This window comes from Streptococcus sp. 3705, from assembly GCF_013277145.1.
Classification (GTDB): domain Bacteria; phylum Bacillota; class Bacilli; order Lactobacillales; family Streptococcaceae; genus Streptococcus.
The window spans coordinates 19479-43998 of the sequence record NZ_VMMJ01000016.1 but is presented as its reverse complement, the minus strand read 5'-3'; the positions used below and the strand labels follow the sequence as shown (position 1 = coordinate 43998).

Here is a 24520-nt window from a genome sequence, read left to right as displayed (position 1 = left end):
TTTTAGTTTAATATTTCCCCAACTCACGGAGACTGGTGTGATTTTCCTGAATGCGTCGGAACATCTTTTCCATATCCGACTTGGTAAAATGCACCAAAACAGGACGTCCGTGGGGACAGTTATAGGGATTGTCACATTGAGAAAGCTGATAGAGGAGTTGTCTAGCTGAATGATCATCAATACGATGATTGGCCTTGATAGACCGCTTGCAGGACATCATGATAGCCAACTCTGCTCGATATTTCTTGATAGAAACTTCCTTGGTCAAGAGTAGCATGTCGCACATTTCATAGATACCTGACTCAATTTCCTCCTCTGCCATCCAAATAGGATGTTCGCGTAAGATGAATTGATTTTCTCCGTACTCTGCTAGAAAGACGCCCACTTCCTCTAAAAGTGCCATTCTTTCCTTGAGACGCAGAGCATCATCCGCTGGAAATTCAAAGATGTAGGGCACTAGGAGTTGTTGCTGGCTCTGGTCAACATCACCAATGCTTTCACGGTACTCCTCATACTTGACCCGTTCCTGAGCCGCATGTTGGTCTATGATGTAGAGTCCATCTCGCCCTTGAGCAAAGAGATAGGTCCCATGCATTTGCCCGAAAAATTCCAACTCTGGGAAGCTTGAAGATTCTTCTCGCTCTAGCTTATCATAGGCTTTATCCAGACTGGCTAAATCTAACTCTGGATGGTCTAGTTGGTCATAGTTAGCAGGTTTTCTCTCTGCAAAATGCAGTTTTGCTGGCTTGGTTAACTGATCTAAAGTTTCCTTTGCAAACAGGGTTAAGTCCTGCCCTTCCTCAGTTAATTCAACCTGATAATCAGCCACCTCAGCTTGGCTAGGTCTTGTCGGCTCTGTTTGCTCATAGTAGAGAGTATTTTCTTTGAGTGGGAGAATGGTCTGCTCCACCTTTTGACGATTACGCACAGTCGATTTGGCAAGATTTTCCAAGGCATCAGGTATCAAAGTTTGCTCCTTGAGACTATTAGAAATAGCTTCTGAGACCAAGGCCATCAATTCTTTTTCCTTGGAAATCCGCACCTCTTGCTTGGTTGGATGCACATTGACATCCGCTAGATAGGGGTCAATATGGATGTGAATGACAGCCAGTGGAAAACGGCCTACCATAAGCTTACTACCATAGCCGTCAAGAATAGCACGATTGAGTAAAAAGTTCTTGATATAACGACCATTGATGAAGAGGCTGATATAGTTGCGGTTGGCTCGAGTTAACTCAGGCAAGGACACAAAACCTGAAATTTCGAAATCTAGGTCAGAGTTCTCAATTTCAATCATCTTCTTGGCACTGACCAAACCATAAATTCCTGCGATTGCTTGTCGCAGTTGACCAGTCCCAGCTGTCCGCGTCATTTCCTTGCCATCACTAATCAAGCTGAAAGAAATCTCAGGATGGGCCAAGCCCAGACGGTTGACAATATCAATGATATGAGACAACTCTGCTTGCTGGCTCTTCATATACTTGAGGCGAGCAGGCGTGTTGAAAAAGAGGTCCTCCACACAAACCTTGGTTCCCACAGGACTCGTCGCTGGGATGACTTCCTCAACTTCACCCCCACGCGCGACTAACTTGGTTCCATGACTAGCACCATCCACCGCCGTCAAAAGGGTCAAAACACTAACAGAAGCGATAGAAGGCAAGGCTTCACCACGAAAACCAAGCGTCCGAATCCGAAAGAGATCTGCCTGATTTTTTATCTTACTGGTCGCATGACGACGCAGAGCCAGCTCTACCTCATCGTGGGCAATTCCATGACCATTATCTGTGATTTGAATCTTCTTGAGACCAGACTCTTCAATCTCAATGATAATCTGACTAGAACCCGCGTCAATAGCATTTTCTACCAACTCTTTGACCACACTGGCAGGACGTTCAATGACCTCTCCAGCCGCGATTTGGTTTGCCAGCACCTCTGGCAATTCAATAATATGAGACATTTTTCAGCCCCTTTCTGTACCTGTTTTCCTAGAAATTGATTAGTGCTATTATACCATATTTCAGATAGGACAGAAAAGCAAGCGCCACATAGGAGCCAAATCCCTCCACATAGACAAAGTCCCTTGCCAGGGGGCATAAAATAGTGGTATACTCAATAAAAATCAAAGAGCAAACTAGAAAGCTAGGCGCAGACAGTACTTTAGTACGGCAAGACGACGCTGACGTGGTTTGAATTTGATTTTTGAAGAGTATTAATAAAGATGTACAAGAAGTGAGATTAATTTTGTATGAAAAACAAGGAGAGAAGTTTATGAAAGTAGAACTACAGATTAGTGAAACTTACGAAGAGGAAAAGCTGATTGTTCAAGCACCTCAGCCGACAGATAAAGTCCAGAAAGTCATCGAGTTCGCAGAAAATCTGGATCTAACAGAAAAAATCAAAGGGAAAATCGATAATCAGGTCTATCTCGTTGAGATTGGCAAGATTCAACGCTTCTATATCGAGAATCGGAAGGTTCTAGCCGAAACCGCGAGTCAGACCTACAGCATTGATTTGCGACTCTATCAGGTCCTTGAAATTCTGCCAACCAATTTTATCCAAATTTCCCAATCAGAAATCATCAATATCGATTCCATCTCTCATCTCAAGCTCACCCCCAACGGCCTAGTAGAAATTTTCTTGAAAAACGAAAGCTTCACCTACTCTTCACGCCGTTACCTAAAAACCATCAAGGAGAAATTAGAACTATGAAAAAACAAGTATTTCACGACGCAGCCACCGGTGTTCTTATCGGCCTCATCCTCTCTATCATCTTTTCACTCATTTATGCACCGAGTATCTACGCACCACTAAATCCCTACTCTATCATCGGCCAAGTGATGGCTCAACATCAGGTTCACGGTGCCCTGGTCTTGCTCTACTGTACTCTTATCTGGGCAGCCATCGGTATTCTCTTCAACTTTGGTAAACGATTATTCAGCCGTGACTGGAGCATGCTTCGTGCCACTCTGACTCATTTCTTCCTTATGCTGGCTGGCTTTGTCCCACTAGCAACCCTAGCAGGTTGGTTCCCCTTCCACTGGTTCTTCTATCTCCAGCTCATTATCGAGTTTGCAATTGTCTACCTCATCATCTGGGCTATTCTTTATAAAAAAGAAGCTAAAAAAGTGGATCACATCAATCAACTCTTGGAGCATAGAAAGTAAGAACCTCATAATAAGCAAATCCGAGAAAGAAACTTCTCGGTTTTTCTTTATCCTGCTGTACCTTACTATCATAGCAGTTATTTTCAGATCTTCTTTGTAAATTTTCTGTAATTTTCTATCTTTTTTCAAAATATTCTTGCATTTTCCCAAAGTTTTTTGTAGAATATAGATTACATATCCAGATTATTCTGAAAATTCAAAAAGGAGTATTTATCATGTCACAAGCTATTTCCTTAAATCAATCAACCTGGGCAAGCAAGCTAAAAGCAATGGGACCTGGAATCCTAATGGCAACTGCCGCTGTTGGAGGTTCCCACATTGTATCTTCCACTCAAGCTGGCGGTTCTTACGGTTGGTCTCTACTTCTCTTGGTCATCTTAGCCAATGTCTTTAAATATCCATTTTTCCGTTTTGGTGCTGAATACACAGCTGATACTGGAAAGACTTTGGTTGAAGGTTATGCCGAAAAAGGAAAACTCTATCTCTGGATTTTCTTTATCCTCAATGTTTTTTCGGCTATGGTCAACACAGCTGGTGTCGCCATTCTGTGCTCAGCTATCATCGCCAGCGCCTTCCCAATGATCGGTCTTAGCATCACTCAGTGGTCCCTCATTCTCGTTGCAGTCATTTGGGCTATGCTACTCTTTGGAGGCTACAAACTCTTAGATGGTATGGTCAAATGGATTATGTCTGCCTTAACCATTGCGACTGTTCTTGCAGTTATCATCGCAGCGGTCAAGCATCCAGAATACAGTTCTGATTTTGTCGAGAAGACACCTTGGCAAATGGCAGCTCTGCCCTTCATCGTCTCCCTCCTAGGATGGATGCCGGCTCCTATTGAAATTTCAGCTATCAATTCACTTTGGTCAGCTGAAAAGAGAAAGACCGTCAACTTTAACACAGAAGACGCTCTGTTTGACTTTAACACTGGTTATATTGGAACAGCTATCCTAGCCGTCTTCTTTGTAGCACTGGGAGCACTGATTCAGTATCCTACAGGGCAGGCGGTTGAAGCTGCTTCGGCCAAATACATCTCTCAATTCGTGGGCATGTATGCCTCTGTTCTTGGCGAATGGTCCCGTTACTTGATTACCTTTATTGCTTTCCTGTGTATCTTTGGAACAGTTATCACTGTTATTGATGGCTATTCTCGTGTCAATCAGGAATCTCTCCGACTGCTAATCAGTCAAAAAGAAGACAATCGTAAATCTTTGAATATCTGGATGACCATTACTGCTATCATCGGTATCGTCATTATCAAGTTCTTCTCTGGTCAGGTGTCAACCATGCTCCGCTTTGCCATGATTGGCTCTTTCCTGACAACACCTTTCTTTGCTCTTTTGAATTACGCCTTGGTAACGCGTGAAAACAAACATCTTCCTTCTTGGCTCAAACACCTTGCCATTGCAGGATTGATTTTCCTCTTTGGCTTCGCCATCTTCTTTATCTACGCACTCGCAATCGGAAAAGCAGGTTAACTGACAAGCGCGAGATGAAGATAATACTCTTCGCAAATCAAATTCAAACCACGTCAACGTCGCCTTGCCGTACTCAAGTACAGCCTGCGGCTAGTTTCCTAGTTTGCTCTTTGATTTTCATTGAGTATAAGGTTTCATTTCAAGAGAAAATGCAGCAAATATTTCTATGATAAAAAGCATAAGAACAAGGTTTTGAAGACCTGAACTTATGCTTTTTTACGTTCTCAAAGACTGTTTATACTCAAAAAACAGCTAGCAAATCCCAAGCGCCTCTTATATTGACTTTAATTCTCCCTTTCCAACTCATACAAATCTGCGATAATAGCTGCGACATGTTTGATATCTTCCAGCATGCCTCGCATTTCAAAATCAGCCAATACAGGGAAACCAAAACGTTGACTGTATTGCTTGGCTGTCAGACAGTATTGATTATTAAAGTTACGATTTCCTGAACCAACCACACCAAAACACTTGCTAGCATTGTCACCATAGGCGATAAAATCCCCAACGGGTGTCGTCAAGATCTCAACATCTCCGTTATCCACGCCATTCCCACCTTCGAGATAGGTCGGCAAAAAAGCGACATAGGGATGGTCCATCTCATAGAAATTTTTACCTTCCTTGACCAAATCCTTGATATGAATCTTTTGAACCTCAATTCCCTCGTACTGGGACAAGAGATAATCTTTCAAGCGCGTCACAAAACTTTCAGTGTTGCCACTCAAACTAATATAAACTAAAGAAATTGTCTTCATATGTACCTCCATGATTTTATTTTTAATCGAAAAAGAACTACCAAGATTGTATCTTGATAGTTCTTTTTTGTCAATACTTAGGCAAGATTTTCTGCTTCCTCTTCTTCTGCCAAGGCTTTCTGTTGTCGCCACATCTTATAGAAGACAAGAGCTAGGAAGAGAATATTGATGACGATATAGAAAATGCTGACAGCTTTTGAACCAATACTCATTGTCAAACGCATGGTCTCATCTTGAACCAACTGCACAGCGTCCTGTAAACCAACATAGCCATAAATCGAACCGATAATAGCTAACAAAACATAGCCAACGTAAGTATAGTTTGCATATTGCAAATTCTTACGAATAAGGAAGACAATCGCTACGACCACTAAAATAGCAGATAGCACAATCAAGGCCATATTAAAAATAGAATGATACGCTTCTGCTACTCCATAGTTGTAATTAAGCTGGTCTTCTAATTGCTGAGCACTGACCCCTGCAACTTGTTTCTGAGCGGCACGAAGAGCTTCTTTGCTAGGTAAGGGACTCAACATTCCAAACAGAGACATTGCTGAAATAAGGGCAGACAAGATTAACAAGACCCATAGATAAATCGGTTTCTTTTTCATGATAGAACCTCCTAATAATATTATTCATATTATAGCACTTTTTGTAAAGGAATACAAATCTTATAGTATCGTTTCTACCTGTTTTCGGTAGGCTTTTGGCGATTTTCCGCACAATTTTCGGAACACTTTATAGAAATATCCAAGGTTACTGTAACCAACAGCATAACAAATATCTTCGATACTATCACTAGTCGAAAGCAAGAGCTGCTGGGCAGCCTTAATACGTTGTTTGTTTAGTAACTCTGCAAAGGTCGAATCGGTTTCACGCTTAATCAACTGTCCTAGATAGACAGGATTGATAAAGAGGGCCTTACTGATATCCTTGAGGGACAGCTCCTTTTGGTAATCACGACCAATGACTTCCAGCACACTGACCACATTTTCATTCATACGGTATTGACCGAAAAAGCTGGTCAGAGTTTCCTTGATATAAGAAACCAATTCATCGAAGGATTGAATAGCATGAATGGTTTTGACAATGTCCGTCATATCATCAGCTTTGAGATGTTCAAACAAGTGAAAGACATCCATGACAAACTGGATAAAAAGCTGTTTGGTAATCGGAACACGCGGTGTATTTTCAAGAACCACCTTCTCCAAAAGGTTCAATTCTTCCACGATTTGATTGAGATTCCCCTGAATGATAACCCTATAAATCGGTTCGTAGTAGGCAAAGAGACTCTGAGACTGCTGTAGATTTACAGAGCCGTAAAAGAGGGCTTTCTCAGCATTCAGCTTCCAGCGTTCAAAGTGTTCTTGATAAGGAGCTTCAAAAGGTGTAACGACCAAACCATCTAGGGGTTGGTCAGAAATGAAAATCTGCCAATCTTGACCCAAGACATAGTAGGGAATAGTGAAGGAGCCCTGTTTTTCCTTTGAAAGACCTATCCACCAATTCTCCTTACCACCTAAATAACTAACAAATCCAGCATCGTCTAAATCTTGACTGAGGGTCTGACTTTTCTTACCTCTCTCGCCGAGCTGACCTGCAATCTTCTCCAGCAGATTTCCTAGCTCTACCTTATCAACAGGCTTAACCAGATAGTCCACCACACTAAGGTTCATAGCTCTTTTTACATAATCAAACTCCTGATAACCTGACAGCAGGATATAGGCAGCATCTGGTAAGATTTCTTTCATCTCTCGAATCATATCAAGCCCTGTTTTGTCGGGCATATTGACATCGGAAATGACCACATCGACAGGATTTTCCTGAACATATTCTAGGGCTTCATCGGCATGACTGGCTGTTGCGACGACCTCCATATCCCACTTATCAAAGGGAATCAAACGTTTCAGACCTTCTGTCACCATGTACTCATCATCTACTAATAATACTTTATACATCTTCTCCCTTTCTACTCATCTTGAATTGTAATACGATACTGAACACCTGCTTGCTCTGCAGAATCTATAGTAATAGCATATCGATCCCCAAAATAGAGCACAAAACGCTCATGGACATTGACAATCCCGATAGACTGCCTTTGATCACTGTAGCTGGCTTGGTGTTCAAAATGTCTCTGACTTAATTTTTCTCGAATACTTGCCAGTTTTTCAGCCGACATTCCTCTACCATTATCGACCACCAAAATTTCCACAAACCCATCCTGTTTAAGAGCCTTGATGCTAATCACATTATCTGTCCTCCTGTGGTCAACACCATGCGCGAAATAGTTTTCTACCAGCGGTTGCAAGGTAAACTTGGGAATCTTCATATTCTCTAACTCTGAATCTATCTTGAAACCATAGGCAATGGACTTGGGATAGCGAACCATGCAGAGATAGCTGTATTTACGGCAAAATTCTAATTCCTGTTTGAGGAGAGTTTCTCTTTCGTCAGAAATATTGTTACGCAAGAGACTACTAAACTCATAAATGATATCCGCCAACTCGTCTTGACTCTGCATAACTGCATACATGCGCAAGAATTCCAGCGTATTATACATGAAATGAGGATTGATTTGCGCCTGCAAGGCCCGCATATTGGCATCTTTTTGACTAAGCTCTAACTGGTAAATATCATGGATGTTCTTTTCCAATCGATCCAACATATCATTAGTAGTCTCTGCGATTAGGAGCAATTCCTGATCTTTCTCGGAAATGTCAATCCGACGACCCTCTTCGCCTTGAGCAATGACTTGAATGGAATCCACCAAATCCACTACCTGCTTTTGGTAATTAGCAAAGGTCTGCCTCAAAGTCAGATAAAGAATGACAATAAAGAGAAGGCTCAAGCCCACAATCAAAGCAGAGCTGGTCACCGTTCCTTGTAAAACAAAGTTTTTGGGAACTGCCACCTGAACCTGATAACCATGAGAAGTTAAGCCAACTAGCCAATTTTCACTCTCCTTATCAACTGTCTCACCAATATGAAAAATCTCCGTATCAAAAGGTGAGGTCACTGTTACTGCCATCGGAGTATGACCTCTAGTATTATCAATGGCATGGTATAAAACAGCAGGGTCCAAGGAGATGTAAATCACTCCTAAATCTTGATCTGACACTGGATCAGACACCGGAATGGCAAAACTATTTCCTGCTGGTTTAAAATCCTCAGCCCTGATTTTTTCTCCACTACGTTTGTCTTTAGTAGAAACATAGACTTCCTTGTAATCTTGAAAAACAATGGCCACTCCAGTTACAAAATCATTTCGAACATAGAGGTCATCAACATTTTCATGCAGAGAGACTGATACATAAGGCGAAGCTTTCCGCTCTAATTGCCAGTAAAAATAGTCTGGCATGCTAAGGCTAAAGTATTTATAGATTCCCTCAATACGAGCTTGATTTTCAACTAAAGCCTGAGCTATCTGGGTTGACTCTCTATGGTAATATTCAATTTCACTCACTGTTCTAGCAGTTACACGCTGGGCTACTCTCTGGGCTTCCTTTTCCCGTGAATCCCAGTCAGCATAGGAGAGTAAAATTGCAAAACTCGCAATAATAATCATCATAACTGAACTGTAGGTTCTTAGAAGCGTATGCAGCCAAAACTGCTTCATTCTATTTTGTCGCCAATTTTTCATGGATACTTTCATAGACCGGTTCCAACATATCACTGATAAAGAAATGCCACATCCCAATTCCTACAAAGAAGAGAAGAGCAGGCATATAGTAACCAATTGCCACAAGTAGCACTGTCCCAAGAAAAACCTTGGCCACAGCTGCTAGACTCATAAAAATGCCAATCAAGGATAGTTTTAGACTATTTCGATAAGACAAGTCAAAATAAACTTGTAATTTCAAAGACACTGTATAGGCCAAAAAGATGAGGGGAACTACTAAGACATTCAAAAAGGTCGCAATCAAATGAACGATGGTCTGATTAGGTAATTGAACCAATAGATACAGGCCATAGACCAAAACTAAATCCACACCTAAAAAGCTATAGAAAATCAGGTTGCTTGAGACAAAATTTTGCTTATAAAGAGACCACGCCTCCTTCAAACTGTATTCCCGAAAGCTATAACCATGTTCTGCATACAGGCTCATCAAGGTGGCACTAGCCGGCGCTAGACCAAGGATAATCCCTCCTGCCAATGTTAATAGCCAAAAGAAGGCTGTCGCAATCATCCCTAAAAAGAAACGATTAAAGACAAAGTCTAAAAATCTACCCATGATATCCCCCTAAAAATAACTATGAAACTATTATATCATATTTCAAGCGTTTTCAAAAACTTCTAGTATCCATTTACAATCCCACCAAACCATGGTAAAATGAGAATTGTGAAAAAATTATCAGGAGACAATTCATGAAAAAATCTATCTTAACTACACTGCTTTTTGCAATTCTTTACTTCCTCTGCATGGGGATTGGTGTCCTTTTGGGCAATCTCTTTGACCAAACTGGAAACATGTTTTATGCGCCTGCCTTTACTGCCCTTGTCGGCGGTAGCGTCTATATGATTCTAATCGCAAAAGTTCCGCGTTTTGGAGCCATTACCACTATCGGCCTTGTTATTGCTCTCTTTTTCTTGGGAACTAAACACGGTGCCGGCGCCTTCCTTCCTGGAATTATCTGTGGTCTCCTAGCAGATGGAGTAGCTCATTTAGGAAAATACAAGGACAAAACAAAGAACTTCCTTTCTTTCATTCTCTTTGCCTTTAGTACATCAGGACCAATCTTGCTTATGTGGATTGCGCCCAAAGCCTATATGGCAACCCTTCTAGCAAGAGGAAAATCGCAAGAATATATCGACCGTATCATGGTCGCGCCAAATCCTGGAACCATCCTTCTATTTATCGCAAGTATTGTCATTGGAGCCCTAGTTGGTGCCTTGATTGGACAAGCCTTGAGTAAAAAATTTGCACAGAAAATCTGATTACTAAAAAAGAGCCGCACGGCTCTTTTTATTTATGGCTCAAGACTTAGTCAAGAAATCTCCCAAGAATTGGATTGTAATACTCAATGAAAATCAAAGAGCAAACTAGGAAGCTAGCCGCAGGTTGCTCAAAACACTGTTTTGAGGTTGGAGATAAGACTGACGAAGTCAGTTACATATACCTACGGCAAGGCAAAGCTGACGTAGTTTGAAGAGATTTTCGAAGAGTATAAATCCATAAGCGATAGCTACGTTACCAACACCGCCAGCTCCAACTGCCCCGCCATGGCTGTTTTACCAACAAGTGAAATCAAGGTCACAGTCGTCACACGGATCAAATCTGGAAGACCTTCTAGTAAGCCTGATTTCCCCTAGGTTAAAATTTTTTACCTGAAAAACTTCTTTTTTCTAGAGATAAAGTCAACCCTATCACACTCACTACCAAAAACACCCACCAACAAAGACTGATATCTTGCAAAGCTAAGAAGGAAAATACAGACATCCCCAAGGGTAATGTTAGGGAAAAAATCATACTCAAGAGATTATTACTTCTAGCTAATACATCCACGCTCAAATTAGACAATAACAGAGTATCTAATTTAGGCATTGATTTCGACATCAAATACATGACAAAGGCTAAGCAAACAACACCTACTAGAGGAGAAAAATCTAAAATATTAGCAGTAGCAAGTAAGACAAACAGAATTGCATTGAGCGATAGCAAACTTGAAAACGACCATTTCCCAAAATAATCATGGGGAGTTAGGCTACCAAGAATAGCTCCTCCCAAGCTAACACATTCGATTAAAAATAGGGCCTGAGCATAGCTGAGATGATAGATAGTATGGTCTAATAAGTAAAAGTGATAAATACCTCCAACAGCTCCTCCCAAAGTATTCATTACCAAAATGACAAGGATCATTTTAAACAAAGATTTACTTTCTCTCTGCCTAAAGATATCATCCATGTCCGCATAGATTACCTTAACTTGTTGAAGTAAACTAATCGACTTATCCTCTACACTTACAGACAAATGCGTCAATTCTCTTCTATTTTTGAACAAAATGAGAGAAGATAGTAAAAAGAAGCCAGCATTTACAATTGCAACAAAAGAAAAATTTTGGTGGCTTGTTGTGAGTAACCACACTCCTAAGGCTTGACCTCCTAGATTTGATAAATAGGAGACAAACTGAGTAAAGGAATAAGCTTCATAGAGCTTATCTTCCGAAATATTATGCTGGATAATCGGCATACGAAGGCCTGCTGTATAATCTGATAAAATATCCGAACAGATATTAACCATACAGATAAAAGCAAACGTTACAAAGTTCTGATTATGAATCACACTAGCAATCAAAAGAAATAGTAGACTTTGCACACAACCAACCCAGATAATTGTCCCTGCTTTATTCCGAGTATGATCAGCCTTAATCCCAACATAAAAAGTAAATAGGAAAGGTAAAATCGTAATCATATTCGCCATAAATACAGCTATATTTTTAAAGGGTAGACTCGCAGCATAAATAATAAATACCAGATTATAAATATAAGCTCCACTTGAGCTCAAAAATCTCGATAAGGTCAGTATTCTAAATAAATGATGGCTTAAGAATAGTTTCATAACAGGCCTTTCTCCATATTTCAAAGAGTATTCTATTGAAACCAGTCTAACAAAAAAAGCGGGACTCCCCACTTTTTTGTAATATATTTTTTCTGAAAATAGAAACTCTAGCTCCTAGATACTACTATTTATCACTCCATCTACAAGCCCATTTATTTTTCATCAGTCGATGTAACGAGAATATATTACAAATCTTTATTTGAAAACTGATTTTCAAAATAGTTTTCATAATATCTTGCACCATCTATATACTCTAAATCTTGTAAGATTGTAATGCCTCTCTGGATTTTCTCAAGACCCTTATTTTTAACATTAAAAATAGTATCATAATACCCTTTAGCAATCATATAAATGATTTTAAGATAGGCTTGAGATTCTGGCAATTCTCGTTTTTCAATCTGAAAGGTAAAATAGTCTGCTTTTAATTTATCCTTTTCCTCTATCGCTTTAAAAAGTCCATTAATCAAAATAGTGTCAATACCAACTTTGTTACTCGGTAAAGAGCCTAATAAATCCGTCTTTTGTAACATCTCCCTAGAATATTTAAAATAGAGAGGCAGAGGAAACAAAGTAGAAATCGTTGAAAATAGTTCCAATTCATAATTTCCCCAGATATCAATAGTAAAAAAATAGTCATAGAGAAAAGTCAGTTCTTCATCCGTTGCTCTTATTTCTGAATCAAAAAACACGAGAAGGCTTTTGATACGAATCATTTGTAAGAGATAGCTTTTTTTAGCACTTGATCTGTACTTTTGAGTCGTCTCTTCATACAAGGAATGGAGAGAATCAATCCCTTCTCTGTCATATAAATCCCAGAGATTTTCTTGAAAAGCCAAAACCTTTTTCTGAGAAAAACCACGTACCAAGTACATAAATTCATTCAAATCAGAGTGGATGTTATCTAAGGCAGTAATCAATTTCATAGATGATAAATCTGCTTCTCCACGCTCAAATTTGCTCAGCATGGAATAAGTGAACTCTCCTCCCGTCGCCTCCTGTAGAGATACATTCCGACTCTTTCTCAATTCTTTAAAAACTTCTCCCAGATTTTGCATATTGACTCCCCACAATTCTTAACTCTCTAACTCATAAAAGTAACGGTTGATAGCAACCAGTACAGAGAATTTTAAGTCTTGACTATAACGACAACTCCTATGAATGATGTACAGATTGCCTAATTCTCTTTATTTATGACTCAATTTCTTAGTTAAGAAATCTCCCAAGAATTGGATCGCAAAGATAATCAAAATGATAATGATGGTTGCTAAGATAGTTACATCGTGATTATAGCGGTTAAATCCATAAGCGATGGCTACGTTACCGATACCACCAGCTCCAACCGCTCCGGCCATGGCTGTTTCCCCAACAAGGGAAATCAAGGTCACAGTTGTCACGCGAATTAAGTCTGGAAGACCTTCTGATAGGTAAACACCCACGATGTCCCAGAAAGTCGCTCCGCTCGCTTGAGCTGCCTCAATGACACCGCCATCTAGCTCAGCCAAGACAACCTGCACCTGACGAGCAAAGAAGGCAAAGACTGCAAAAGATAGCGGTACGATAGCCGCATTTGGACCAATGCTTGTTCCTACGATTAGATGAGAGAAGGGTGACAAGACTGCCAAGAGGATGATAAAAGGAACCGCACGGAAAATAGAGGTAATCTTATCCAAAATCCAGAAGACGACCTTGTTTTCCAAGACACCACCTGGCGCTGTTAAGACAAGGAAAAGACCTGCCACTAGCCCCAAGAATCCTCCGATGATGAAGGAAAGAACTGTCATATAAAGGGTTAGGTAGATAGCTGTTCCCCAACCTGCTTGACCAGCCCAGCCCATTTTATAGACATTTGGTAAATAGGTTTGAATCAATGATTCCATCTTACTGTCCTCCCTTCAATACTTTTAGCTGTACGCCTGCTTGACGAATGGCTTCTTGGGCACCTGCCAACGCTGCTTTTTCACCTGACAAGACCACAACCAATTCTCCAACAGGAGTACCATCGAGAATTTCGATATTGCCATAGAGGATATTAGCCGTTACTTGGTAACGCTTGTACAATTCATTCAAAAGTGGCTCGTCTGTTGAAGCACCTGCGTACTTGAGTTGAACCAAGAGACTGTTTTCAGACAAGTGTTCCACGATTTCTTGCTTCTCAATTTTGACCATAGCTTCATCAATGCCTGTAGCTGTTGAGATAAAGTCTTGAGTCAAAGCTTGTTTAGGATTTGAGAAGATTTCAAGGACGCTACCCTCTTCAATCAAATGCCCATCCTGCATAACTGCCACACGATTGGCAATATCTTTGACAATCTGCATTTCATGCGTAATCAAGACAACAGTTAAGCCTAATTTTTGGTTCAAATCTTGCAACAAGGCCAAAATCTGCTTGGTTGTCTTAGGGTCAAGGGCAGAAGTTGACTCGTCTGAAATCAAGATTTTTGGATCATTTGCCAAGGCACGCGCAATGGCCACACGCTGTTTTTGCCCTCCAGATAGTTGTGAAGGGTAGTTTTCAGCACGATCTGCCAAGCCAACCAAGTCCAACAACTTGGCTACTTTAGCCTTCTTTTCTTCCTTACTGAGTCCAGAATGTTTAAGGGCAAAGGCTACATTCTCCTCTGCTGTCTTTTGGCTCATCAGGTTAAAATGCTGGAAAATCATTCCGATATCTTGACGTTTACGACGCAACTGTTCTGCCGTCAAGGTCACCTTGCCATCAAAAATCACATCGTCGTCAATGGTAATTTTCCCTGCAGATGGTTTTTGCAAGAGGTTAATCACCCGTACAAGGGTTGATTTCCCTGCTCCAGAATATCCAACGATTCCGTAGATATCCCCTTCTTGGATGTGAATGGTCACATCCTTGACCGCTGTGATGGTTCTCTTCTTTTGGTGAAAAGTCACATCGATCTGATCTAACTTGATAATATCTCTACTCATAGCTTCTAATTAGCTCCTCTACTAATTCAATATGGGTGTAGTAATCGGCGATTCGCACATTTTCATCTCCACCGTGGTCTCGACTATTAGCATTTCCTAGACCGAAGGCCACCATTGGCACCTCTAGGGCATCAAAGACCGTATGCATTGGCCCTGTCCCAGCTGTCGTCGGCAAGACTGAAACGCCCTGTGGATAGAATTTCTTGGCCAACTCGATTACATTGAGAATGGCTGGCGCGCTCATATCGCTGCGATAGCTCATCTCTCCCAAGGTATAGTATAATTCTACCTTATCAAAGCCATTTTTGTCTAGCTGTTTCCGAATTTTTTCCAGAACATCATGCGGTTCTAGGCCAGGAACCAAACGAACCTCTAGCTTAGCACTGGCTTCTGCTGGCAAAATCGTTTTAACTCCTTGCCCTTGATAACCTGACTGGATCCCTTCGATATTAAGGGCTGGCTCAAAAAAGAATCGTTTTAGAAAGGCTCCGCGGTCCTCTTGTAAAAGAGGCAATTCCAAACCATAAATCTGGCTGATTTCCCCTGGATTTCGTTGGGCATAGGTATCCACCAAGGCCAATTCTCTTTCATTTGGTTCTTGAACTTCTTCGTACAAACCTTCAACCAAGATACGGCCATCTGTGGCACGAAGAGACTGTAGGGCTTGAAGGAGGTACCAAGGAGCTGATTCCACAACCCCACCATAACTCGAATGGATATCCACATCAGCACTTTTTACCTTGGCATCAAAGGTCACAATCCCCTTATTTCCACCAGAAATTTCTAGCTGTTCCAAGGCATTTTTTGTCCCTTGTTCCCAGACCAACAAATCCGCTCCACGGAGTTTATCCGCATGTTTTTCCAAATACTTATCCAGGTCTGTCGAAGCCGATTCCTCTGCTCCCTCCATGATAAAACTAATGTTGACAGGCAAATCATCATGGTGCTGCATGTATTTTCTCAAAGCACTCAAGCGAGCTGTGATATGACCCTTGTCGTCATCAACCCCACGCCCATACATAAAGCCATTGCGCACCGAAAGCGTAAAAGGATCCTCTGTCCAGACCTGATCTCCGTCCGCTGGCACAGTGTCATAGTGGTTATAGAAAATTAGGGTCTTGGCATCTGGACGCGAACTCTTGAAATGCGCCATGACAAAAGGCGCCATGTAAGTCTCATCAATCTCCACTTCAGCCCCCACACGCTTGAAAATCTCACCCAGATAATTTGCGACTTCCTTAAGTCCAACCTGCTGGGCAAAGACTGATTTCTTAGAAATCAAAGTACGCAAAACCTCAAAATAATGCTGGGCTACATGATCCTTTTCAAATTTTTCAATCTGTTCTTGTTCGCTAGGAAAAACCATATTCTCTCTACCTTTCTATGAACTACTCTTCCTGACAATCCATGCTCTATACAAAAGCAAGAGGTGGAATTTTCTCTCCCACCTCCCTGTTTCTTATTACCAAACTGGTTGATCCAAACCGTCTGATGTTTCTTCGATAACTTTTTTCACTTCATCTGTATGGTAAGCTGCAACAACTTTCTTGATAGCATCAGCTTTTGGTGATGACTCCCAATCTTTTTTCGCAACAATGATGTTGTACCATTGTTTTGAGTTTTCATCAGCTTGTTCTTTGAAGAGTGCTTTCTTGTAGTCCAATTTTGCTTCTGTAACGAAGGTATTGTTTACAACGGCAGCGTCAACTGATGACAATGAACGAGCTGTTTGGCTAGCGTCCAATTCAGTGATTTTCAAGTTCTTTGGATTTTCTTTGATGTTAGCAACTGTTGCAAGAGCAGTTCCTGAAACGTCCAATTTAATCAAGCCAGCTGATTGAAGCAAGTAAAGCGCGCGGCTTTCGTTTGTAGCATCGTTCGGTACAGCGATTTCTCCGTTTGCTGGGATGTCTTCCACTTTAGTATACTTGTTGTCACTTCCATTCAAACCTGAGTAAAGGCGAATTGGAGAGATGTAAGTATCTGCAATCGCTACAAGATCTTTCCCATTTTCTTTGTTCCAGTTGTTCAAGAAGTTGTAGTGTTGGAAAGCGTTCAAATCTACTTCGCCATCAGCAGTTGCCTTGTTTGGTTGTGAGTAGTCTGTGAACTCTGTAAATTCCAAGGTAATGCCGTCTTTTTTAACCAATTCTTGGATTTTATCCCAACGTTTTTCTTCAGAACCGCTACGGTTAACAGTTGCGATTTTGATAGTTGTTGCATTGTCTGCTTTCTTTTCTGAGTTTCCGCAAGCTACAAGAGCCAAACCTGCGACTGTAGCAAGGGCTGCTACACCAAGCCATTTTTTGATTTTCATGATTCTATCTCCTTTAAAAATAATACCGTACTAGTATCTCACAATTTGTTTGATTTCACAAATTGTTATTAGATAGTCAGATATATAGTTTAAAACTATATCCCTAAAAACTGAGAAATCACCCATCTACTCAGAATGGATGATTTCAAGAAATTATTTAATATCAGCTTCTGCTGGTAGATAAGTGTCTCCAAAGAATTGTTTAGACAATTTTTCAAGAGTTCCGTCTTTGTAGAGTTCTTGGATACGTTTGTCTACAAATGTTTTCAACTCATCTTGACCTTTAGCAAGAAGTGGGTAAACATAAGGTTGTTGGTCGCTTGGAAGTTCGATCACTTTCAAGTTGTCCAAACCTTGGTCCTTGATGACTGTTTCAACACCGATTTTATCAAAAATCTTGTAGTCAAACTGGCCATCGCTCAAGCGTCCCATGATTTGTTGGAAGTCTGCTTTAGTATACTTTAGGACAGTTGGATTATCTGAATGTTGTTTGTTGTAGTCTTCTAGCTGTTTAGCAGAAGTTGTCCCTTGAACAACTTCTGTTGATTTTCCACCGATATCATCAAGCGATTTGATGCTAGGGTCATCTTTTTTCACTACAAGAACGTTAGGGTTTTTAGCAGTTGGAGCTGCATAAAGGTATTTTTCAGCACGTTCTTTAGTGTAGCTGATGTTGCTAACAGCCATATTGTAACGGTCGGCATCAAGTCCTGCAAAGACTCCTGACCACTCTGTCTTCTCAAACTTGACATCATACTTGTCAGAGTCTTTAAAGATAGCGCGAACCACTTCAATTTCGTAACCAGTCAATTCGCCATTTTCTTCATAGTTGAATGGTTTTGGTGTAGCATTAGTTGCAACGATAATTTCTTTCTTGCTAGCTGCTTCTCCTTCTTTCTTAGCACCACCTGAGCAAGCCGCAAGCACACCTGCAGCAACAAGCCCTAGGGCAGCAAGAGATGAGTATTTAACGATTTTTTTCATGTCATTTCCTCCAAAATAGAATACCTTATAATCTTAACAGAAAAAGACCATTTACGCCATTATATGATATCTATCTCTGTGATAAGTTTTCTTTATGGCTGATTTATACTCAATGAAAATCAAAGAGCAAACTAGGAAGCTAGCCACAAGCTGTACTTGAGTACGGTAAGGCGACGCTGACGTGGTTTGAATTTGATTTTCGAAGAGTATTAAAAGATCAAACGCAAGACTGCAATTAAGACCACTCCAAAGAGAACCGTTCCGACTAGATTACGGTAGCGAAAGGCTACCCAAGCCGTCGGAAATACTGCTAAGAAGTCCAGCCATTTGATTTGAGGAAGACTCCCAACCTTGCCTGTTACTACGCTTGAAAGAATCAAGGCAAAGATAATAGAAACGGGCAAGAACTTCAAAAAACGCTCAACAATCGCAGGCAAACCCTTATACTTAACCAAGATGAAGGGAATCATACGGGGAATCCAAGTCACAAGACCAGAGAAAATAACTGCTAATAAAAGATACTTACTGACCATCTAAAACCACCCCCATTGTACAACCAAGTAGCGTCGCAAACAGAACAGCTAGTGACTGAGACACCACTGTCAAGAGTAAAAAGAAGGATACCGCAACAACTGCTAGGATAATGAGCAGATTGCGGACAGGAATTCGTCTTTGCATAATCTGGAATTGCGAAGCAAAAATTCCGATGAACATCCCAACAAGAGCAAAATCTAAACCAAAGATCTCTGGATTTGGCAGCAGACCACCCAGAGCCGTTCCGACTACTGTTCCCACAAACCAAGCCACATAGCTGTTGAGATTGTTCCCGTGCATCCACATAGGATTGACCTTGTCTGTATGGGCCAATTCGCCCATCAAAACGCCATAAGTCTCATCCGTCAAGATACTAGACATACCGATATTGTGCCAAAGACTGGTATGACGGAAATAGGTTGACGCATGCAAACTCAACAAAAAGAGACGTAAATTAATCAAAAAGACCGTCATAGCAATAGCTGCCACAGGAGCTTGAACCGCAATCAATGCCAGCATGGCAAACTGAGCACTCCCAGCATAAACAAAGAGGCTCATCAAGCCCATCTCAACAGGTGTCACATAGGGCGCACCAATAATCCCACAGGCCAGCCCGATACTGACATAACCAAGGGCCGTTGGCATGGCTGCCTGTGCCCCCTCCCAAAATCCTTTTTCTTTCATCTTTCTCCTCATATTATCTTAATAAATGGGCTGAATCAGTTCCAGCCACAGCATGGACTATTATAACACATTCAGGAAAGAGAAAAAAGTCTGCTGATTGTAATCAGACAGACTCCATTTTATTCCATCGTATCAAAGGCGAGACTTGGTTTGGCATTGAGGTCCAAGCCTTGCTTATATTCTTTTTCATTTTAGATTCATCCATTATACAACCGTTAATACCGTATTTATAATGAATCATATCTTAAAAATACCAGACCATACTATTCCCTGCTTGTATTTGGCTTCTTTCTTTTGGACAATTTTTGCTAAATCCAACAACTCTGTCGGCGGTTCACCTTTAAAGCCCAATAATTCTTTAGAGACGGCAAATGAGAGACGTGCAGCTAACAAATCTTCACTAGTACTAGAAAACTGTTTCGCTGTCTCCAGCAATTGCTTCCTAAATTCTTCCGTCAAGCTAATTTCTTTATTACTGTACAGGGAATGAATTAAAATTTGTAACTGACTTTGTTTTTCCATCGTTTACCTCATTTTATCTAGGACGCCAAGTTTCACTTTTAGTCCAGCCATTTACATTATGCTCAGAATTAAACATATACTGTACGAATTCTCATCTATAAACCACTTCTGCGACTTAGGATTTGCTTGAAGTACTTTACAAAGATAATATAACACAGAAATTGGCTTATTTTAAAAAATCGCATATTTGATATTTTTTCTTATAGAAATTTCAGATTTGCGATTTTAGTAGATTTGATTATTTCACTGGTATAATAAAGTTATTACTAATGAGGAGTGGAGAAACTATGAAAAAACAAATTTTAACATTATTGACAATCGTTGCTGAGATTATTATCATTTTCCCGTTTCTAACTAATCGATAAGTTCTTTGTATTGCTGAAAACGCAATTCGAAGAGGGCTATCAATTGTGGATTTTCTAATACTTGCAGAGATTGGATAAAGTGTTCAATCTCTTTTTGATTGTTTCCTTTGGTTTGAAGGAAAATACTCATTTTCTTTAAAAATTGCCACAATACTTTTTCAAAAACATCGTATGGACGAAGCATACTCTCCAGCTCAGCTTCAAAGATTGGGATGTAAGAGAAAAGTTTGCGCTCCATGAGCTCTGATATAATATTCAGAAATCCACTTTTCATATACAGTCTATTATGTACCAACTCTTTAAATTCCTTAGATTTCTCAAGTAAAGTGGTTGATAAAAATATCAAATCTTGATTGCTCAAGAAAGGCATGGTATTACAGAATATATAGAGTTCAAACCAGGTCCAAGACTCAATAGCGTAGAGGTAGGTAGTTAAAAACTCGCTATCCTCCTCTGCTAGCGGATAGCTTTTATCTAAGGAATGGAGTGCATCTTTAATCACAATGGCATTCAAACGACGATAGGTCTCTGCCATCTGTTCTCGCTCGACTTCCTCCAACAGTTGCTCTAAGCCAGCGATATCTTGGTGGGCAAAGCGATCCACAACCTTTCTGCCAAATCGCATATGTGGAGATTCTTGATAGTTGTTGAGTTTGTGCCCAAATTCATCAAAGGTCACATTGATCCCTTGGATAGCTAGGATTAGCTTGTCCGCAGATAGCATAGACTGCCCTAGTTCAAACTTGGACAACTGAGAAGCTGTTAGTCCCTCACAGGCCACATCTGACTGCTTGAGTTTTCTCGCCAAGCGCAATTCCTTGTAAAATTCCCCCAATTCCATTCTCTCAATCATCTTGCCACCTCCTATTTTTTATATAGTATATCATTATTTACACTCATTTGTCAAAATATTCTGACATTTAAAAAAGGAAAAAAGCCAGCTTTAAGCTGACTCCTTATTCTATGGTATCAAAAGCGAGACTTGGTTTTGCATTGAGATCCAAGCTTGCAAAGTTTTCTTTGTTCCACTCGCTGACGCTGGCGTAGGCAATCATACCTGCATTGTCTCCGCAGAGGCGCAGTGGAGGGATGATAACCTTGACATCTGTGATTTCAGCTGCTAGGCGTTCTCTGAGGCCATTATTGGCTGCCACGCCACCTGCCACAACTAGAGTTTTAACAGGGTATTTTCCCAAAGCTTTCTTGGTTTTAGCCATAAGAATATCCAAGACAGCTGCTTGGAAGGAAGCACACAAATCCTCTGTAGACAAGCTTTCTCCCTTTTGCTCTGCATTATGGTGAAGATTGATAAAGGCCGATTTCAAACCTGAGAATGAAAACTCCAGATTATCTTCCTTAATCATGGCACGAGGGAAATCATAAATATCCTGTCCCTGATGAGCTAGCTCGTCAATCTCACGACCAGCAGGATAGGTCAAGCCCATGACACGGCCGACCTTATCATAGGCCTCGCCAACCGCATCATCACGGGTTTCCCCAACAATCTTGTAATCACCAGCCTCGGAAACATAGACCAACTCTGTGTGCCCACCACTTACTAAAAGTGCTAACAAGGGGAACTCCAAAGGCTCCACGCTCTGAGCTGCCATGAGGTGACCAGCCATGTGGTTAACAGGGATAAGTGGAAGTCCATGTGCCCAAGCAAAGGCCTTAGCAGCTGACAAGCCAACTAGCAAGGCTCCGACCAAGCCTGGTCCATAGGTAACAGCCACAGCTGTCACGTCCTCTTCCGTAATTCCTGCTTCTACCAGAGCCTCCTCGATACAGGCTGTAATGACCTCGACATGGTGACGACTGGCTACTTCAGGCACTACGCCCCCAAAACGTTTGTGGCTCTCAATTTGACTGGCAATGACATTGGACAAGAGTTCATCGTCGTTTTTCAGTACGGCAACACTGGTCTCATCACAGGATGTCTCAAATGCTAAAATATATCTATCCTTCATCTATTTCTCTCTTCATGATGATGGCGTCCTCGACCGGGTCATGGTAGTAGGCCTTTCGCTCAGCGATGACTGCCATCTTTTCTTTCTTGTAAAATGCTTGCGCTCGTTGATTTGACTTTCTGACTTCGAGAAAAATCTCCTTGTCTGTCGGCAATTGAGAAAACAAGGCTGACGCAATTCCCTGACCCTGATAGTCTCCTTTAACAGCGATTTGCAAGACTTCTGCCTCAAAGATATTTTCCTGCACAGCTAGAAATCCAATCACTTCGGCCCCATCATAAGCCAGAGCATACCAAGTCTGATCTTGGGACAGGTCTGCTTGAATTTGTTCCAGCGTCCAAGGACTGACTGGGTAAACAGCTATCATAACAGCGTAGATGGCTTGAGCCAAGTCAGGTCGCTGTTGGATTCGTTTGATTTCTATCATAGGCGTTTAATGTAAGACTCGCCAGACTCGGTATGGTTCTTGAGCCAGTTTTCCTCAGCCTCGACACGCTTGAGGTAGTTAGGCACAAAATCATGCAAGGAGTCTGCTTCCTTGTCCCAGGACCAGAGAGCTAGATTAGCTGCATTTGGCAAGGTTTCTTTGAAATTAGTCCTTGGCAAGTGTTCTTGAATCTGCTCCACAAAGGTTCCAACTTCTCCGACAAAGGTTACCTGACTAGCCCCCTTGATTAGCTCAATCACTCGCTCAAAAGGCAGGTGCGCTTCTGGCATGACAGGTTTGGCATTTTCATAAAATCCTGCATAAACATTGTTACGACGCGCATCCATCAAAGGAACGAACAAGCCTTCTTGTTGGTAGGGCACCAGAGCCAAGAGGCTAGACATACCAACTAACTCAATGTTCAGGGTATGAGCCAAAGTCTTAGCCGTTGCGACCGCAATTCGCAAGCCTGTGTAGCTACCTGGCCCCTCTGCCACCACGATTCGATCCAAGTCCTTGGGTGTCCAGTCCAAACTTGCCATCAAAAAATCGATGGCAGGCATGAGGGTAATACTGTGATTTTTCTTAATATTAATCGTCGTCTCGGCAAGAACCTGCTTGTCCTCTAAAATAGCGAGAGAAAGAGCCTTGCTGGACGTATCAAAAGCTAATACTTTCATAACACATTCCTATCTTTTTGTCTGCTTACTATTATACTACAAAAGCTAGCACATGGGAATTTTCTTTGCCCCCAAACAAAAATGCCTATATTTAGCCCAAAAACAATTCGCAAATAAAATTTAAAAAATTTTCACTTTTCCTTTTCTTTTCCGAATATAAAAGTGAACAAGAAAAAAGGAGGAAAGTTCAATGACAAATTTTGACGTTCTTGACAATCAATTTTTATCCCTATCTGAAAATGAATTATCAGATATTGATGGTGGTCTCGCTCCCTTGGTTATCTTTGGAGTAGCAGTATCTTGGAAAGCTATTGCAGGTGGAACAGCACTTGTAGGTTCTGGTTTGGCAGCTGGTTATTTTTTAGGAGGAGATTAATATGATGAAAGATTTGAACAACTATCGTGAAATTTCTAATAAGGAATTGCAAGAAATCAAGGGTGGTTTTGGTGCAGGTGTTGGTATCGCTTTATTTATGGCAGCTTATACCATTGGGAAAGATCTCCGTAAAAAGTTTGGTAAGTCATGCTAGATAAAAGACACATTTTTAGAAGGATAAATTTTATTGTCTTCATCTCTTACAGTTTGCTCAGCATTCTCAATGATTTGAACATTACTACTATCCTTTTACCATTCGATTTATCTGTTTGTATTGTTTTGTTTTTAGTCTTCAACTCTATTTTTGAGCAGAAGAATCATTAATATAAAACTAATAAGCACTGAAAATTCCATTGTCATGTCATTTTAGAAAAATGCAAAGACCACCTCATCTCGATAGAAGAGGTGGAATTTTTGTATCATGAATTTACTATCTTTATCCCAAAACAAAAAGGCCCTAGCATGAGCAGGGCATCTAAGCATTTAATCCAAAGTAAAATACAAACCAAACGACATAGGTTACGAGGAGGAGAAAAAGCGAGTAGAGAGTCACAAAGGTAATTTTCCACAAGAACTTGCTTTGTCGTCGTTCTAGTTTGGCAAATAGAAGATTCCCTCCATAAACGCAAGCAACAAAAACAATAAAAGCTACCAAGCGAGCTCCAATAGCAAAAGCAAATAAGTTATACATAGGGCAACCTCCTTGACTTAAAATCTATATGGAATTATGACAAGCGATAAGTTTCACTTCCATTATCAACATAACACAT

27 protein-coding genes and 1 pseudogene are annotated in these 24520 nt (G+C 40.8%); 6 read left to right on the top strand and 22 right to left on the bottom strand.

All coding sequences use genetic code 11. The features are described from left to right. Positions 1 to 7: 7 nt before the first annotated feature. Positions 8 to 1957 carry a DNA mismatch repair endonuclease MutL gene (mutL, locus tag HT714_RS05105; RefSeq protein WP_173225080.1) on the bottom strand — a complete coding sequence of 650 codons (1950 nt, stop codon included), beginning with the start codon at positions 1955 to 1957 and terminating at the stop codon, positions 8 to 10. A 311-nt stretch (positions 1958 to 2268) separates the two neighbouring features. On the opposite strand from mutL, the gene HT714_RS05100 reads away from it, so the two are divergent. The 3 genes from HT714_RS05100 (at position 2269) to HT714_RS05090 (ending at position 4642) form a co-directional block, all read left to right on the top strand. After that, complete coding sequence (locus tag HT714_RS05100; RefSeq protein ID WP_164226527.1) at positions 2269 to 2709, top strand: LytTR family DNA-binding domain-containing protein; 441 nt, start codon at positions 2269 to 2271, stop codon at positions 2707 to 2709. Next, positions 2706 to 3164, top strand: coding sequence for a DUF3021 domain-containing protein (locus HT714_RS05095; protein ID WP_173225077.1), 459 nt, complete (start codon positions 2706 to 2708; stop codon positions 3162 to 3164). Before HT714_RS05100 ends, HT714_RS05095 begins: the two co-directional genes overlap by 4 nt. A 215-nt stretch (positions 3165 to 3379) precedes the next feature. Further along, positions 3380 to 4642, top strand: a complete 1263-nt coding sequence (locus tag HT714_RS05090) for an NRAMP family divalent metal transporter (RefSeq protein WP_173225074.1) — start codon at positions 3380 to 3382, stop codon at positions 4640 to 4642. Positions 4643 to 4926: 284 nt separating this feature from the next. Here HT714_RS05090 and nrdI read toward each other — a convergent pair whose 3' ends face one another. The 5 genes from nrdI to HT714_RS05065 form a co-directional block, all read right to left on the bottom strand. Continuing rightward, positions 4927 to 5397: a class Ib ribonucleoside-diphosphate reductase assembly flavoprotein NrdI gene (gene nrdI, locus HT714_RS05085; RefSeq protein ID WP_173225070.1), complete on the bottom strand. Its 471-nt coding sequence runs from the start codon at positions 5395 to 5397 to the stop codon at positions 4927 to 4929. A 77-nt stretch (positions 5398 to 5474) separates the two neighbouring features. Continuing rightward, entirely contained in the window at positions 5475 to 6008 is a 534-nt protein-coding gene (locus tag HT714_RS05080; RefSeq protein WP_000729017.1) for a hypothetical protein, read from the bottom strand. Between the two features lie 60 nt (positions 6009 to 6068). After that, a complete protein-coding gene (locus tag HT714_RS05075) occupies positions 6069 to 7355 on the bottom strand; it encodes a response regulator transcription factor (RefSeq protein WP_173251604.1) in 1287 nt (428 codons plus the stop codon). 11 nt (positions 7356 to 7366) lie between these two features. Then, positions 7367 to 9037: a sensor histidine kinase gene (locus tag HT714_RS05070; protein ID WP_345789530.1), complete on the bottom strand. Its 1671-nt coding sequence runs from the start codon at positions 9035 to 9037 to the stop codon at positions 7367 to 7369. Then, complete coding sequence (locus HT714_RS05065) at positions 9015 to 9629, bottom strand: DUF624 domain-containing protein (RefSeq protein ID WP_166732238.1); 615 nt, start codon at positions 9627 to 9629, stop codon at positions 9015 to 9017. Before HT714_RS05065 ends, HT714_RS05070 begins: the two co-directional genes overlap by 23 nt. A gap of 134 nt (positions 9630 to 9763) precedes the next feature. On the opposite strand from HT714_RS05065, the gene HT714_RS05060 reads away from it, so the two are divergent. Further along, on the top strand, positions 9764 to 10333 hold the full coding sequence (locus HT714_RS05060) for an MptD family putative ECF transporter S component (protein ID WP_173225066.1): 570 nt from the start codon (positions 9764 to 9766) through the stop codon (positions 10331 to 10333). A gap of 231 nt (positions 10334 to 10564) precedes the next feature. Here HT714_RS05060 and HT714_RS09660 read toward each other — a convergent pair. The 15 genes and pseudogenes from HT714_RS09660 to tsaB form a co-directional block, all read right to left on the bottom strand. After that, positions 10565 to 10692: pseudogene (locus HT714_RS09660) on the bottom strand (ABC transporter permease); the annotation flags it as partial. 17 nt (positions 10693 to 10709) lie between these two features. Then, the gene (locus HT714_RS05055; RefSeq protein ID WP_173225064.1) at positions 10710 to 11954 is read right to left on the bottom strand and encodes a transporter; all 1245 of its coding nucleotides are present in this window, start codon (positions 11952 to 11954) and stop codon (positions 10710 to 10712) included. 185 nt (positions 11955 to 12139) lie between these two features. Continuing rightward, positions 12140 to 13009: an Rgg/GadR/MutR family transcriptional regulator gene (locus HT714_RS05050; protein WP_173225061.1), complete on the bottom strand. Its 870-nt coding sequence runs from the start codon at positions 13007 to 13009 to the stop codon at positions 12140 to 12142. 129 nt (positions 13010 to 13138) lie between these two features. Next, positions 13139 to 13831 carry a methionine ABC transporter permease gene (locus tag HT714_RS05045; RefSeq protein WP_000444647.1) on the bottom strand — a complete coding sequence of 231 codons (693 nt, stop codon included), beginning with the start codon at positions 13829 to 13831 and terminating at the stop codon, positions 13139 to 13141. A gap of 1 nt (position 13832) precedes the next feature. Beyond that, a complete protein-coding gene (locus HT714_RS05040) occupies positions 13833 to 14894 on the bottom strand; it encodes a methionine ABC transporter ATP-binding protein (RefSeq protein ID WP_173225057.1) in 1062 nt (353 codons plus the stop codon). Then, positions 14887 to 16260 carry a M20/M25/M40 family metallo-hydrolase gene (locus tag HT714_RS05035; RefSeq protein WP_173225054.1) on the bottom strand — a complete coding sequence of 458 codons (1374 nt, stop codon included), beginning with the start codon at positions 16258 to 16260 and terminating at the stop codon, positions 14887 to 14889. Before HT714_RS05035 ends, HT714_RS05040 begins: the two co-directional genes overlap by 8 nt. Positions 16261 to 16356: 96 nt before the next feature. Then, positions 16357 to 17211 carry a MetQ/NlpA family ABC transporter substrate-binding protein gene (locus tag HT714_RS05030; RefSeq protein ID WP_125455845.1) on the bottom strand — a complete coding sequence of 285 codons (855 nt, stop codon included), beginning with the start codon at positions 17209 to 17211 and terminating at the stop codon, positions 16357 to 16359. Between the two features lie 153 nt (positions 17212 to 17364). Then, positions 17365 to 18195: an amino acid ABC transporter substrate-binding protein gene (locus tag HT714_RS05025; RefSeq protein ID WP_004254995.1), complete on the bottom strand. Its 831-nt coding sequence runs from the start codon at positions 18193 to 18195 to the stop codon at positions 17365 to 17367. 209 nt (positions 18196 to 18404) lie between these two features. Beyond that, positions 18405 to 18728, bottom strand: a complete 324-nt coding sequence (locus HT714_RS05020) for an AzlD domain-containing protein (protein WP_125415531.1) — start codon at positions 18726 to 18728, stop codon at positions 18405 to 18407. Then, entirely contained in the window at positions 18718 to 19413 is a 696-nt protein-coding gene (locus HT714_RS05015; RefSeq protein ID WP_000659737.1) for an AzlC family ABC transporter permease, read from the bottom strand. Before HT714_RS05015 ends, HT714_RS05020 begins: the two co-directional genes overlap by 11 nt. Before the next feature lie 237 nt (positions 19414 to 19650). Further along, positions 19651 to 19935 carry a hypothetical protein gene (locus HT714_RS05010; protein ID WP_173225052.1) on the bottom strand — a complete coding sequence of 95 codons (285 nt, stop codon included), beginning with the start codon at positions 19933 to 19935 and terminating at the stop codon, positions 19651 to 19653. Positions 19936 to 20289: 354 nt separating this feature from the next. After that, positions 20290 to 21153 carry an XRE/MutR family transcriptional regulator gene (locus HT714_RS05005; protein ID WP_173225049.1) on the bottom strand — a complete coding sequence of 288 codons (864 nt, stop codon included), beginning with the start codon at positions 21151 to 21153 and terminating at the stop codon, positions 20290 to 20292. 103 nt (positions 21154 to 21256) lie between these two features. Then, entirely contained in the window at positions 21257 to 22267 is a 1011-nt protein-coding gene (gene tsaD / locus HT714_RS05000) for a tRNA (adenosine(37)-N6)-threonylcarbamoyltransferase complex transferase subunit TsaD (RefSeq protein WP_173225046.1), read from the bottom strand. Further along, the gene (gene rimI, locus HT714_RS04995) at positions 22257 to 22694 is read right to left on the bottom strand and encodes a ribosomal protein S18-alanine N-acetyltransferase (protein WP_173225043.1); all 438 of its coding nucleotides are present in this window, start codon (positions 22692 to 22694) and stop codon (positions 22257 to 22259) included. Before rimI ends, tsaD begins: the two co-directional genes overlap by 11 nt. Continuing rightward, entirely contained in the window at positions 22691 to 23374 is a 684-nt protein-coding gene (gene tsaB, locus HT714_RS04990) for a tRNA (adenosine(37)-N6)-threonylcarbamoyltransferase complex dimerization subunit type 1 TsaB (RefSeq protein WP_173225039.1), read from the bottom strand. The genes rimI and tsaB overlap by 4 nt, the downstream gene beginning before the upstream one ends. Positions 23375 to 23564: 190 nt before the next feature. On the opposite strand from tsaB, the gene cibA reads away from it, so the two are divergent. Further along, the gene (gene cibA, locus HT714_RS04985) at positions 23565 to 23750 is read left to right on the top strand and encodes a fratricide two-peptide bacteriocin subunit CibA (RefSeq protein WP_000180843.1); all 186 of its coding nucleotides are present in this window, start codon (positions 23565 to 23567) and stop codon (positions 23748 to 23750) included. A gap of 1 nt (position 23751) precedes the next feature. Further along, positions 23752 to 23904: a fratricide two-peptide bacteriocin subunit CibB gene (gene cibB, locus HT714_RS04980; protein WP_070528467.1), complete on the top strand. Its 153-nt coding sequence runs from the start codon at positions 23752 to 23754 to the stop codon at positions 23902 to 23904. Between the two features lie 321 nt (positions 23905 to 24225). Here cibB and HT714_RS04975 read toward each other — a convergent pair whose 3' ends face one another. Continuing rightward, complete coding sequence (locus HT714_RS04975; protein ID WP_173225036.1) at positions 24226 to 24441, bottom strand: hypothetical protein; 216 nt, start codon at positions 24439 to 24441, stop codon at positions 24226 to 24228. Positions 24442 to 24520: the final 79 nt, after the last annotated feature.

Bases quoted from the DNA above. Each gene is read 5' to 3' on its own strand.
- mutL (WP_173225080.1), bottom strand. From the start codon at position 1,957: ATGTCTCATATTATTGAATTGCCAGAGGTGCTGGCAAACCAAATCGCG.
- HT714_RS05100 (WP_164226527.1), top strand. From the start codon at position 2,269: ATGAAAGTAGAACTACAGATTAGTGAAACTTACGAAGAGGAAAAGCTG.
- HT714_RS05095 (WP_173225077.1), top strand. From the start codon at position 2,706: ATGAAAAAACAAGTATTTCACGACGCAGCCACCGGTGTTCTTATCGGC.
- HT714_RS05090 (WP_173225074.1), top strand. From the start codon at position 3,380: ATGTCACAAGCTATTTCCTTAAATCAATCAACCTGGGCAAGCAAGCTA.
- nrdI (WP_173225070.1), bottom strand. From the start codon at position 5,397: ATGAAGACAATTTCTTTAGTTTATATTAGTTTGAGTGGCAACACTGAA.
- HT714_RS05080 (WP_000729017.1), bottom strand. From the start codon at position 6,008: ATGAAAAAGAAACCGATTTATCTATGGGTCTTGTTAATCTTGTCTGCC.
- HT714_RS05075 (WP_173251604.1), bottom strand. From the start codon at position 7,355: ATGTATAAAGTATTATTAGTAGATGATGAGTACATGGTGACAGAAGGT.
- HT714_RS05070 (WP_345789530.1), bottom strand. From the start codon at position 9,037: ATGAAAAATTGGCGACAAAATAGAATGAAGCAGTTTTGGCTGCATACG.
- HT714_RS05065 (WP_166732238.1), bottom strand. From the start codon at position 9,629: ATGGGTAGATTTTTAGACTTTGTCTTTAATCGTTTCTTTTTAGGGATG.
- HT714_RS05060 (WP_173225066.1), top strand. From the start codon at position 9,764: ATGAAAAAATCTATCTTAACTACACTGCTTTTTGCAATTCTTTACTTC.
- HT714_RS05055 (WP_173225064.1), bottom strand. From the start codon at position 11,954: ATGAAACTATTCTTAAGCCATCATTTATTTAGAATACTGACCTTATCG.
- HT714_RS05050 (WP_173225061.1), bottom strand. From the start codon at position 13,009: ATGCAAAATCTGGGAGAAGTTTTTAAAGAATTGAGAAAGAGTCGGAAT.
- HT714_RS05045 (WP_000444647.1), bottom strand. From the start codon at position 13,831: ATGGAATCATTGATTCAAACCTATTTACCAAATGTCTATAAAATGGGC.
- HT714_RS05040 (WP_173225057.1), bottom strand. From the start codon at position 14,894: ATGAGTAGAGATATTATCAAGTTAGATCAGATCGATGTGACTTTTCAC.
- HT714_RS05035 (WP_173225054.1), bottom strand. From the start codon at position 16,260: ATGGTTTTTCCTAGCGAACAAGAACAGATTGAAAAATTTGAAAAGGAT.
- HT714_RS05030 (WP_125455845.1), bottom strand. From the start codon at position 17,211: ATGAAAATCAAAAAATGGCTTGGTGTAGCAGCCCTTGCTACAGTCGCA.
- HT714_RS05025 (WP_004254995.1), bottom strand. From the start codon at position 18,195: ATGAAAAAAATCGTTAAATACTCATCTCTTGCTGCCCTAGGGCTTGTT.
- HT714_RS05020 (WP_125415531.1), bottom strand. From the start codon at position 18,728: ATGGTCAGTAAGTATCTTTTATTAGCAGTTATTTTCTCTGGTCTTGTG.
- HT714_RS05015 (WP_000659737.1), bottom strand. From the start codon at position 19,413: ATGAAAGAAAAAGGATTTTGGGAGGGGGCACAGGCAGCCATGCCAACG.
- HT714_RS05010 (WP_173225052.1), bottom strand. From the start codon at position 19,935: ATGGAAAAACAAAGTCAGTTACAAATTTTAATTCATTCCCTGTACAGT.
- HT714_RS05005 (WP_173225049.1), bottom strand. From the start codon at position 21,153: ATGATTGAGAGAATGGAATTGGGGGAATTTTACAAGGAATTGCGCTTG.
- tsaD (WP_173225046.1), bottom strand. From the start codon at position 22,267: ATGAAGGATAGATATATTTTAGCATTTGAGACATCCTGTGATGAGACC.
- rimI (WP_173225043.1), bottom strand. From the start codon at position 22,694: ATGATAGAAATCAAACGAATCCAACAGCGACCTGACTTGGCTCAAGCC.
- tsaB (WP_173225039.1), bottom strand. From the start codon at position 23,374: ATGAAAGTATTAGCTTTTGATACGTCCAGCAAGGCTCTTTCTCTCGCT.
- cibA (WP_000180843.1), top strand. From the start codon at position 23,565: ATGACAAATTTTGACGTTCTTGACAATCAATTTTTATCCCTATCTGAA.
- cibB (WP_070528467.1), top strand. From the start codon at position 23,752: ATGATGAAAGATTTGAACAACTATCGTGAAATTTCTAATAAGGAATTG.
- HT714_RS04975 (WP_173225036.1), bottom strand. From the start codon at position 24,441: ATGTATAACTTATTTGCTTTTGCTATTGGAGCTCGCTTGGTAGCTTTT.